Annotated in this window: 12 protein-coding genes; 5 read left to right on the top strand and 7 right to left on the bottom strand. The window is 66.0% G+C overall.

The features are described from left to right. The 3 genes from VF34_RS16535 to VF34_RS16525 form a co-directional block, all read right to left on the bottom strand. A partial coding sequence (locus tag VF34_RS16535) for a quinone-dependent dihydroorotate dehydrogenase (protein WP_045841907.1) occupies window positions 1–903 on the bottom strand: 903 nt, incomplete at its 3' end. A gap of 92 nt (window positions 904–995) precedes the next feature. Further along, window positions 996–1235, bottom strand: coding sequence for a DUF5703 family protein (locus tag VF34_RS16530; protein WP_027497059.1), 240 nt, complete (start codon window positions 1233–1235; stop codon window positions 996–998). 81 nt (window positions 1236–1316) lie between these two features. Beyond that, window positions 1317–2342 (bottom strand): YncE family protein, encoded by a 1026-nt coding sequence (locus VF34_RS16525; protein ID WP_032365788.1) that lies wholly within the window; start codon window positions 2340–2342, stop codon window positions 1317–1319. Between VF34_RS16525 and VF34_RS16520 the strand changes: the two genes are divergently transcribed. After that, a complete protein-coding gene (locus VF34_RS16520) occupies window positions 2341–2874 on the top strand; it encodes a hypothetical protein (protein ID WP_228139215.1) in 534 nt (177 codons plus the stop codon). The genes VF34_RS16525 and VF34_RS16520 overlap by 2 nt on opposite strands. Before the next feature lie 21 nt (window positions 2875–2895). Here the strand turns inward: VF34_RS16520 and VF34_RS16515 are convergent, their stop codons facing one another. From VF34_RS16515 to VF34_RS16500, 4 genes are all read right to left on the bottom strand, one after another. Further along, window positions 2896–3729 (bottom strand): heme ABC transporter ATP-binding protein, encoded by an 834-nt coding sequence (locus tag VF34_RS16515; protein WP_032372439.1) that lies wholly within the window; start codon window positions 3727–3729, stop codon window positions 2896–2898. Then, entirely contained in the window at window positions 3726–4793 is a 1068-nt protein-coding gene (locus VF34_RS16510) for a FecCD family ABC transporter permease (RefSeq protein WP_032372438.1), read from the bottom strand. The genes VF34_RS16515 and VF34_RS16510 overlap by 4 nt, the downstream gene beginning before the upstream one ends. After that, window positions 4790–5794: a heme/hemin ABC transporter substrate-binding protein gene (locus tag VF34_RS16505; protein ID WP_371828115.1), complete on the bottom strand. Its 1005-nt coding sequence runs from the start codon at window positions 5792–5794 to the stop codon at window positions 4790–4792. Before VF34_RS16505 ends, VF34_RS16510 begins: the two co-directional genes overlap by 4 nt. 65 nt (window positions 5795–5859) lie before the next feature. Then, on the bottom strand, window positions 5860–6792 hold the full coding sequence (locus VF34_RS16500) for an aldo/keto reductase (protein ID WP_032372436.1): 933 nt from the start codon (window positions 6790–6792) through the stop codon (window positions 5860–5862). 211 nt (window positions 6793–7003) lie between these two features. Here VF34_RS16500 and VF34_RS16495 point away from each other — a divergent pair, with 211 nt between their 5' ends. The 4 genes from VF34_RS16495 to VF34_RS16480 all read left to right on the top strand — a co-directional run bounded on the left by VF34_RS16495 (window position 7004) and on the right by VF34_RS16480 (window position 10114). Further along, window positions 7004–7834 carry an undecaprenyl-diphosphate phosphatase gene (locus tag VF34_RS16495; protein WP_032365850.1) on the top strand — a complete coding sequence of 277 codons (831 nt, stop codon included), beginning with the start codon at window positions 7004–7006 and terminating at the stop codon, window positions 7832–7834. A 25-nt stretch (window positions 7835–7859) separates the two neighbouring features. Then, on the top strand, window positions 7860–8579 hold the full coding sequence (locus tag VF34_RS16490; RefSeq protein WP_027497066.1) for a histidine phosphatase family protein: 720 nt from the start codon (window positions 7860–7862) through the stop codon (window positions 8577–8579). 135 nt (window positions 8580–8714) lie between these two features. After that, a complete protein-coding gene (locus tag VF34_RS16485) occupies window positions 8715–9305 on the top strand; it encodes a DUF3090 domain-containing protein (RefSeq protein WP_027497067.1) in 591 nt (196 codons plus the stop codon). Between the two features lie 35 nt (window positions 9306–9340). Then, window positions 9341–10114 carry an SCO1664 family protein gene (locus tag VF34_RS16480; protein WP_169879440.1) on the top strand — a complete coding sequence of 258 codons (774 nt, stop codon included), beginning with the start codon at window positions 9341–9343 and terminating at the stop codon, window positions 10112–10114. Window positions 10115–10137 lie beyond the last annotated feature (23 nt).

Raw genomic sequence — 10137 nt, 5'->3', positions numbered from 1 at the left:
CTGCTCTTCCGTTTCGATTCCTCCCACCGAGATCAGCGTCAGCTGAGTCCCGACCCGGCGGTAGAGGCGCCGGATGACGTCCAGCGAGCGAGCCTGCAGTGGAGCACCGGACAGCCCGCCTGCACCGATGGCCGCGACCGCCTCGGCGTCGGTACGGAGTCCCTCGCGAGAGACAGTCGTGTTGGTCGCCACGATGCCGTCGAGGCCCAGTTCGACAGCCAGATCAGCGACGGCGTCGATGTCCTCGTCGGACAGGTCCGGCGCAATCTTGACTAGAACCGGTACCGACACCACCGACTGCACGGCAACCAGAATCGGCCGCAACGACTCGACGGCCTGCAGATCCCGTAGACCCGGCGTGTTGGGGGAGCTGACATTGACGACGACAAAATCTGCCAGAGGGCCTAGCAAGCGGGCGCTGGTGGTGTAATCGGCGGCGGCATCCGCCGGCTCGACGATCTTCGTCTTGCCGATGTTCGCACCGATGGGAATCCGCGTTCTGCGCGACCGCAGTTTCGCGGCCGCGTACTCCGCACCGTGGTTGTTGAAGCCCATCCGATTGATGATCGCGCGGTCGAGAGGCAGCCGGAACAGACGAGGCGTCGGGTTGCCGGGTTGCCCCTGCGCAGTCACGGTGCCGATCTCGGCGAACCCGAACCCCAGCGGGGCCCACGCATCGATGCCATCGGCATTCTTGTCGAACCCGGCCGCAAGCCCGAGGGGTGCCGGAAATTCGATTCCGAATGCCGTCGAACGCAACCGCGGATCGTCGACGACGAACAGTGCACTTGCCAGCTTGCGAAGCGGAGGAAGCGCCGCAACAGCCCTGAGAACACCGAACGCGAGGTGATGAATCCTCTCCGGTGATACGAGGAACATCAGGCGCAACAGGACGCGGTACAGACGGTCTCCCACGGTCTTCTTTCCGGTCGGTACTTCAGGGTCGGTACTTCAGGGTCGTTGTTCGGGGTCGATCGATGCTGTCGTCGAGCCGTTCAGATTCCGGGCTCCGGCACATGATGGGCGGTTTTCTTGCGCTTGAGCAACACGCGGCGACTTCCGTCGGTGTACAGACGTACCCGAGACAGCTCCCAGCCGCCGAATTCGGCCTGAATCGCGAGCCGCATCGATGCGGTCACGCGAGTGACGTCCGGTGGCAACCGGAGAGGGACGTACTCCCAGTCGTCGGACGGGGACACCTCCCACCCGACGGGCATCTTCGCTCGGCCCGGCATCGAATTCTCGTGTGCGTTCACGTGCCTCCACCATTCTCGAGGGTCGTTCCTGCGGGTACCGTCTCCTGCCGATTCAGCAGGTCAACGGCCCGCGGCGGGGATGCGCTGCAGCCCGTCCCCGGTCGCCGATCCCACGTACAGATCGCCGGTATCCGCGTCGACGGCAACCGAGTTCGGCTGTCGCACAGTGGGCAACCGTTGCGCCTCGACCGGAATTCCGGTGTCGAGTGTGTACCCGACCACCTCGTTGCGAGCAGGCAAGGTGACCCATGCAATACCGGATTGTTCATCGTAGGCGATCGCCCAGGGCGCGGACCCGACCGGAAACCGTTGCCGCATCAGCAGATCGTGCGAGGTGAAGACCAGCAGCTCGGTGCCGGTCGAGTCGGTGACCAGAAGTCGTCCGTACTCGTCGCTGGTCATCTCGGCGGCGCCTTCGCCGGCGCGCAGGGCCACACCGAGGGTGTCGTCGTCGAGGTTCAGATCGGTGATCGAGGTCTGGCGGCGATCGAGTACCGAGACACCGTCCGGTGTGCTGGCCAACGCGTCGGCCGAGGTCACGCCCGGTCCTGAGACCGTGCTCGTCACCTGTCCGGCGGCGTCGAGAATGCGGATACGCCCGGTGGCGTCACCCACCGCCGTGGTGCCGTCGGGTAGATCGGCAGCCGACAGAGTCCGGCCTTCGACCGGAGTATCGGTGCGCTGAGCGTCTGCCACGGTGATCCTCGAGAGAACTCCGTCCATCGGAACCAAGACACTCGAGTCGCGTCCGGCGACCAGCTCTGCAGCGGATCCGCCCAGATCCACCACGCGGGGCTCGCTCGACGCCTCCCCGTCCACCAGGCTCACGGTGGTCGACGCGTCGGTCAGGGCAACCAGAGTGCGCGTTGCAGAATCGAAAGTCAGTGCGTCCACTGGAGCGAAGGCGCGGACGACTCCGGCCGGAGCCACTGCAGTCGCGGGGGACAAGGCAGGCGGCTGCGGCTCGACGGAGATCTCGTCGGCGTTCTCGTCCTCGCTCGAGCAGCCACCCAAACCGACGAGTGTGACGACGGCGAGCGCGGACGCCACTGCCGTCCTGGCCGTACGTGCCGACGGTGTTCGCATGGAACCGAACCTACTTCCTGTGGTGACTGCCCCTGGTAAGGCGCTGCCACATCTGTACCAGCGCGCGTCGACCTCGGCGAAATCGACAGCCCGGGACTCGGTGCCGTTCGTCGGGGGCGCGGAGACGGTAGCGTGTTCGATCGGCATCGAATTCGTGAACGAGCACGACATGGGAGCGGATGTGGGATCCGAAGGAACGCACTTCGTGGTGGAGGAAGTGAATGCGGGTACGCACGCCAACGGCTTCGGCAGAACAGACGACGGACGCGCGTTCGCGTTCAGAGTGCAGCGCAGCACGCTCTACGTGAAGATCTATCGGGCCGATGTCGTGTCGGCCGTGCCGGATCGAACCGAAGTGGACGCCGTCGCCGAGCACTCGGTCACCGAGATCGATCTGACCGACGAACGCAGCATCATCGGGGTGGTTCGTGACGCAGTCGCTCACGCTCAGCAGCTGTCGGATGTGTCACTGCGAGACACGGCAGTCCGGGCCTTCTTCAATCGCGTCAACTCTGCGCTCGAGGGTTTCTGAACCCTGGTCGTTCCGCAGGCTTCACTCCTGACCCCGCTTCGGGATCACCAGTTGCTCACCGGTGACGGGGTGGTCGAAGACATCGACCGGGTGTCGGTAGATCCGGCCGAGCCGCTCGGCGGTGAGAACCTCCCGGGGCGGTCCCGTAGCCACCAGCTCGCCTGCGTCGAGAATCGCGACCCGATCGGCGTAGGCCGCAGCAAGCCCCAGATCGTGCAGTACGACAACCACGGCACGACCGGACGTGGCCAGTGAACGCACCACGGACATCACCGACTCCTGGTGTCCAACATCGAGCGCCGCGGTGGGTTCGTCGAGCATGATCGTGGCGGTGCGCTGTGCCATGACACGGGCCAACGCGACTCGGGACTGCTCGCCGCCGGACAGGGAACCGAACGGACGTCCGGCGAATTCGGACACGTCGCAGGCGGCCATGGCGGCGGCCACCTGCGCGTCGTCCTCGCGTACCGCCGACGTTCCGGTCCACGGAGCTCGGCCCATCCGCACGATCTGCTCGGCGGTGAATGCGAACCCGATCGCGTGCTGTTGCGGGAGCACGGCGCGTCGTCGCGCGAGGTCGACCGGCCGGAAGCGGGACAGTGCTCTCTCGCCGAGCAGTACCGATCCGGAACTGGGCTCGGTGTCTCCGGACAGGACCGACAGCAACGTGGACTTACCCGCCCCGTTCGGGCCCACGAGAGCAAGAATCTCTCCGACGACGACCTCGAGATACACGTCGTTCAGAACGGCCCGGTCACCGCGGTGTGCGCCGACCCCCACGGCGACCAGGGTGCGTGAACCCGGTGTCGGGTCGGCAGGAATGTCGGAACGGTGTCCACCGAATTTCCCGATCATGCCCAGCCGCCCTGACGAGCCCGGGTGCGGCGCAGCAGCCAGAAGAAGAACGGTGCGCCCGCCAACGAGGTCACCATCCCGAGCGGAAGGTCGACGTTCGCCACGAGCGTCCGCGTGACGAGATCGGCCCCGAGGAGGACCACGCCTCCCGCGAGTGCGCTGGCAGGGATGAGTACCCGGTGCGCCGGACCGAGCACCATGCGCATGGCGTGGGGCACCACCAGACCCACGAACAGGATGATCCCGGTGAACGCCACGCCGGACGCGACGAGCACTGCGACGACCACGATGGCGAACTGTCGCAGGCGCTCGACGTTCACGCCGAGATGGCGCGCCACGTTCTCACCGAGTGCGAGCAGGTCCAGTCGGCGGGCGATCATCGACGACGCTCCGATCCCGACCAAGGCCAGCGGACCGACCACCGCGACCGACTGCCACGTGGCACCGGCAAGGGATCCCAACTGCCAGAAGACGATCTGGTCGCGAGCGGCCGGGCTGGCGACGAACGTGAAGAACGCGATCACGCCGCCGGCGAACGCATTGACGGCGACTCCGGTGAGGATGAGGGTCACCACCTCGGTTCGGCCGGCATTGCGAGCCAGGAAGTAGACCGCAATCGTGGTGACGAGTCCGCCCACGAAGGCTGCGAGCGCAACGGTCCAGACCCCGGCAAAGCTGCCGCCCAGGACGAAGACCGAGCTCGCACCGACAGCCGCGCCCGACGACACGCCGACGACACCGGGTTCGGCGAGAGGGTTGGCGAACACACCCTGGAGCAGTGCACCCGCGCATCCCAGACAGGCGCCGACGAGCATCGCGAGGGTCAGCCGCGGAAACCGGACCTGCCAGAGGGTCACCTCGCCGCTGGGATGAGCGGGCATCGGGCCGATGTCGAGGCCCACCCGATGCGTCAGACTCCCCAACACTTCCGCCGGAGTCGTCGGTACCTGCCCGACGACCGCCGACACCAAGGCCAGGACCATCAGCGCGACCGCCAGCGCGACGAACGTCGAGACCACTCGCGTCGTACCCGATCGCGACCGTGCAGACGACACGTCGCTCATGAGGCAGGTTCGTAGACGGCCTTCGACAATGCAGCCAGCACCTTTCCGGTGTTCGGACCGAAACTGAGAACGGTGCCGTCGTCCATGTCGACCACCCGACGCTGCTGGCCGGCGGGCGTCTGCGCGATACCGGGTATCTGCTCGAGCCCGTCGATCCCGCCGATCGATTGCAGCCCCTTGGTCATCATGAGAATCACGTCGGGTGCCGCAGCGATGAGTGCCTCACTGGTCACCGGGACGAACTGTTCGGTCAGACCCGATTCGACCCCTGCATCCCGAGCACCGATCGCCTCGATGAGAGCGTCCGCTCCGGAACCCGGACCGGCGAGCATCTTGATCGCCGGTCCACGCATGTACAAGAACGCAACCTTCAGCGGCTCGTCGGATCGGGGCGCGTTCTGTGTCGCGGCGGCAATCTCTTCGGTTGCCCGTTGCGCCAGTGCGGAACCGGCGTCGGGAACCCCGAGAGCCCCCGCGACAGCGTCGATCTGTCCTGCTACCCCGGCCAGAGTTCGAGCGGGGTCGAAGTAGACGACCGGAATTCCCGCGGCCCGAATCTGATCCTGGACAGCGCGCGGGCCGATACTGGTGTCGGTCAGGACGACCGTCGGCGACAGCGCGAGAATGCCTTCGGCACTGAGCGAGTGGCCGGTAGGGGTGACGTCGGGTACGTCTGCTGCCGCGGGAAACGACGCCGAGGTGTCGCGCCCGACGAGATTGTCACCGAGTCCGAGCGCGAACACCGTTTCGGCGAGGGTGCCGTACTGGTCGGCCGCCACGATCCTGCTGTTGTCCGAAATGGTGACGGGCACGCCGTCGAAACCGGTGACGGTGACCGGGAGTTCGGCAACCGGATCGACAGCGATGGGCGTCGGATCAGGGTCGTCGACGACGGCGGTGCGGGGGCCGATCGTGCCGGAGTCCGGGGCCGCGGAGTTGTTCACCGAACACGACACCAGCAGTCCGGCCGTCAGCAGCGCGGCGGCGAGGCGTTTGACGATCACGACCATAGGTTAGCCTGCCCGACCTTCGGTTGACCTCACCCCAGGCCGAGCAGCACCTGCGATCAACCGCTGACGTCGTCCAGGGCCGACGTGATGGCAGCCGGCAGTTCGAGCTCCTCGGCCATCAGAGCACCCATCAACTGGGCCAGATCGCGGGCACCGACGATCGCACTGCTCACCCCGGGACGATCACGAGCCCACGCAAGTGCGACGACCAGGGGAGAGGTGGCAAGGCCATCGGCGGCCGTGACCGCCGCATCGACGACGCCTACCGCCGAATCGGTCAGATATGCATTCACCGCGTCGGCGTGTAGCTCGTCGGCCCCGCGAGAATCGGCCGGAATCCCGTTGCGGTACTTACCCGTCAGGACCCCACCGGCCAGTGGAACCGCCGCGAGGATTCCGATGCCGTGGTGAACAGCGGCGGGAACCAGTTCGTCCTCGATCCCGCGGGCCAACAGTGAGTACTCCGCCTGCGTCGACACGATCCGTCCGACACCGGCCGAACCCGCAGCCGTAGCCAACTGCCAGCCCAGATACCCGCGGGCACCGGTGTAGCGAACCCGTCCACTCGAGACGGCGTAGTCGAGTGTCGCCGCCACCTCGTCGACCGGGGTCATCGGATCCCACGTGGCTACCTGCCACAGGTCGAGATAGTCGGTACCGAGCTCACGCAGCGTTGCGTCCAACTGACCGAGCAGTCCGCGCCTCGAGCAATCGACGTGATACCGGCCGTACCGCGAACCGACCCCCGCGGCACTGCTGATCACCAAGTCCTGCCGAGGAACCACATCGTCGAGCAACTCCGCGAGTACTCGCTGAGCTCGACCGTCGCCGTACGCCGGAGACGTATCGACCAAGGTGCCGCCCGCCTCGGCGAACGCCGACAACTGCGCCGCAGCGTCGTCCCCATCGGTCCCGCTGCCCCACCCGAGAGTGCCGAGGCCGAGCCTCGACACCCGAAGTCCGCTGGTGCCGACCGATCTCTGCTTCATATGTGCCGAATGTCCTTTTGCCTGTGATCGTCGGGTTCGTACTGGCCTGCCGCCAGTGCACAGTAGTGCGCCGCGCCGCTCGGTGCGCAAGTGCCGCGCCGGGTACGGTCGTCCCCGTGAATCGCGAATCCAGGGGGCGGGCACTCGTCCACGCGCCGGCAACAATCGAATCGTCCGCTTCGACGCTGGGACGGGGCGCCGCATGATCGACATGACGTGGCTGCAGGCGATCATCCTCGGCGCAGTCCAGGGACTGACGGAATTCCTTCCCATTTCCTCTTCCGGTCATCTGCGAATCGTGTCGGGGGTGTTCTGGAACGAGGACGCCGGCGCGTCGTTCACCGCGGTGACGCAGCTGGGTACCGAAGCCGCTGTTTTGCTCTTCTTCTGGCGTGACATCGTCAGAATCATCAAGGCCTGGTTCGTCGGATTGCGCAGGAAAGAAGAACGGGGTCTCGATTACCGCATGGGGTGGTACGTGATCATCGCCACCATCCCGATCGGCATTCTGGGTCTGTTGTTCAAGGATCAGATCCGCACCGGTGCGCGCAATCTGTATCTCATCGCGTTCATGCTGATCGCTTTCGCCGTGGTAATCGCCGTCGCGGAGAGGCTGGGTCGCAAGGAACGGCCGATCGAGAAACTCACCACCAGGGACGGCATCGTCATGGGCCTCGCTCAATGCCTGGCGCTGATTCCCGGAGTGTCCCGCTCCGGAGCCACCACCAGCGCCGGCCTGTTTCTCGGACTCGAACGCGAAGCTGCAGTGCGCTTTTCGTTCCTGCTTGCCATCCCGGCCGTCACGGCGTCCGGCTTGTTCTCGCTGCCCGACGCCTTCGAGCCGGTCGGCTCCGGCCTCGCCGCGTCGGGACCACAGCTGCTGGTGGCCACGATCATCGCGTTCGGCCTGGGTTATGCCTCGATCGCCTGGCTGCTCAAGTTCGTCGCGAACCATTCGCTGTACTGGTTCGTCGGTTACCGCATCGTGCTCGGTGTGGTTGTGCTGGGTCTGCTGGCCGGCGGGGTTGTCTCGGCTACGTGAACCGTTCCTCGTTAGGCTCGGAGCAATGACAGTCATCTTGCTTCGCCATGGACGTTCGACGTCGAACACTGCGGGCACGCTCGCAGGTCGGAGCGAAGGGGTGGAGCTCGACGACCGGGGCCGAGAGCAGGCACAGGCGGTTGCCGAACGGCTGGGGGTCCTCCCGGTCGTGGAGATCGTGCGCTCTCCGTTGTTGCGGTGCGAGCAGACCGTGGAACCGCTGGCCACTCGGTTGGGGCTGACTCCGATGGTCGAGGACAGGATCGTCGAGGTCGACTACGGACAATGGACCGGTCGAACCATCAAGGAGCTGCTGGCCGAGCCGCTGTGGAAGGTCGTTCAGCAGCATCCGTCCGCGGCGGTGTTCCCCGAAGGCGAAGGCTTGGCTACGGTGCAGCAACGCGCGGTCCAGGCGATACGGGAGCACGATGCGCGGCTGGCCGCCCACCACGGCCGGGATGTGCTGTGGGTGGCCTGCTCTCACGGGGATGTGATCAAGTCGGTGCTGTCCGATGCGATGGGTGCCCATCTCGATTCTTTCCAGCGGATCGTTGCCGATCCGGCGTCGATCAGCGTCGTGCGCTACACCTCGACTCGGCCGTTCGTGTTGCGGACCAACGACACCGGATCCGACTTGAGCGTGTTCGTGCCGAAGGCGGAAGAGCCGACGTCCGACGAAGCAGGCGCGAAACCCGACGTTGCAGACTCGTCCGATGCAGTGGTGGGCGGCGGCGCGGGCACCTAGAGATGCCGGTTCGCCGCCGATCTCCCGATCGGTGGCAGGCTGGAGGGCGAGCAATACCGTCCACGGTCGATCTGTGGCCGATAATGGAAGTTCGCGATTCGTTTCGCGGAGCTTTTCGAGTCGTTAGGAGGTGCAATGCCGCGCGCCATACACGTTTTTCGCACCCCTGATCGTTTCGTCGCCGGGACCGTAGGTGAGCCGGGTGACCGAACGTTCTTTCTCCAGGCGGTGCACGATGCCCGAGTGGTCTCGGTCGCGTTGGAGAAGCAGCAGGTACAGGTGCTGGCCGATCGAATGGGACTGCTGCTCGAGGAGGTGCAGCGTCGCTTCGGTACCGATGTGCCGACCGAGGAGGCCGAGACACTCGACACCAGCCCGTTGGTGACACCGATCGACACCGAATTCAGAGTCGGCACGATGGGGTTGGGTTGGGACGCCGATGCCAATGCCGTCGTGGTGGAGTTGTTGGCCGTCAGTGAGGTCGAGGTCGACGAATCCGTCGTGCTCGACGACACCGACGAGGGCCCCGACGCGGTTCGAGTGTTTCTGACACCCGTTCAGGCTCGCGAGTTCGCAGCGCGGTCCGAGCTGGTCGTGGCGGCCGGCCGAGCGCCGTGCCCGCTGTGCGGCCTGCCGCTCGCCCCCGAGGGACACGTCTGCATCAGGACGAACGGCTACCGCCGCGGTGCCACCTTCGGTCCGGTGACAGAGGTCGACGAGTCTTGACCGTCGAACTACCTCCCTTCGAGGGCCGCGAGACCATGGAGACCGGCGAGCTGACTGTGGTCGGCCGGGTGGTTTCGGCGTCCAACGCCACCCTCGTGTGCGAGGCGGGCGACGGCGACTCAGCAGTGCGGTGCGTGTACAAACCCGTGCGCGGAGAGGTGCCGCTCTGGGACTTTCCCGACGGCACCCTCGCCGGGCGGGAGGTGGCGTCGTACGAGATCTCCGAGGCGCTCGGGTGGGGCGTGATTCCGCCCACGGTGCTGCGCGACGGTCCGTTCGGTCCCGGCATGGTGCAGAAGTGGATAGATACTCCCGAGGAGCGGGTCGAGGGCCGCGTGGACCTGGTCGACATCTGCCGTCCCGATCTCGTTCCGGCGGGCTGGATTCCGGTGTTGCAGGCCTACGACGGCGATGGGGAAGAGATCGCTCTGATCCATGCCGACGATCCACGCCTGCAGCGGATGGCGGTTCTCGACGTCATTCTCAACAATGCAGATCGCAAGGGTGGGCATGCCCTCGAAGGTCTCGACGGTTATGTCTACGGGGTGGATCACGGCATCTGCCTGCACGCCGAGAACAAGCTGCGCACGGTTCTCTGGGGGTGGGCAGGCCAGGCGGTCGACGATGCTCTGATGGCCGACGTCGTGCGGTTCGTCGAGACCTTCGACACCGTCATCGCTCCACGGCTGGTCGACAAGATAACGCTGGCCGAAACCGTTGCGGTGTTGGATCGGGCCCAGCAGCTGATCGCGCGCCCGGTCATGCCGGAACCTCGATCGAGCAGACCGATACCGTGGCCCGCCTTCTGAACGGGCTCGGATAGGCTCGGCTG

The sequence above is a fragment of the Rhodococcus sp. PML026 genome, from assembly GCF_000963615.1.
Taxonomy (GTDB): domain Bacteria; phylum Actinomycetota; class Actinomycetes; order Mycobacteriales; family Mycobacteriaceae; genus Rhodococcoides; species Rhodococcoides fascians.
Note: the sequence above shows the minus strand (reverse complement) of the source record. Positions and strands in the feature narration are given on the sequence as shown.

What these genes read in the sequence shown, in the direction of transcription:
- VF34_RS16495 (WP_032365850.1), top strand. Translation starts at nt 7,004, where the DNA reads ATGACGTGGCTGCAGGCGATCATCCTCGGCGCAGTCCAGGGACTGACG.
- VF34_RS16480 (WP_169879440.1), top strand. Translation starts at nt 9,341, where the DNA reads ATGGAGACCGGCGAGCTGACTGTGGTCGGCCGGGTGGTTTCGGCGTCC.
- VF34_RS16490 (WP_027497066.1), top strand. Translation starts at nt 7,860, where the DNA reads ATGACAGTCATCTTGCTTCGCCATGGACGTTCGACGTCGAACACTGCG.
- VF34_RS16500 (WP_032372436.1), bottom strand. Translation starts at nt 6,792, where the DNA reads ATGAAGCAGAGATCGGTCGGCACCAGCGGACTTCGGGTGTCGAGGCTC.
- VF34_RS16485 (WP_027497067.1), top strand. Translation starts at nt 8,715, where the DNA reads ATGCCGCGCGCCATACACGTTTTTCGCACCCCTGATCGTTTCGTCGCC.
- VF34_RS16510 (WP_032372438.1), bottom strand. Translation starts at nt 4,793, where the DNA reads ATGAGCGACGTGTCGTCTGCACGGTCGCGATCGGGTACGACGCGAGTG.
- VF34_RS16530 (WP_027497059.1), bottom strand. Translation starts at nt 1,235, where the DNA reads ATGCCGGGCCGAGCGAAGATGCCCGTCGGGTGGGAGGTGTCCCCGTCC.
- VF34_RS16520 (WP_228139215.1), top strand. Translation starts at nt 2,341, where the DNA reads ATGGAACCGAACCTACTTCCTGTGGTGACTGCCCCTGGTAAGGCGCTG.
- VF34_RS16525 (WP_032365788.1), bottom strand. Translation starts at nt 2,342, where the DNA reads ATGCGAACACCGTCGGCACGTACGGCCAGGACGGCAGTGGCGTCCGCG.
- VF34_RS16515 (WP_032372439.1), bottom strand. Translation starts at nt 3,729, where the DNA reads ATGATCGGGAAATTCGGTGGACACCGTTCCGACATTCCTGCCGACCCG.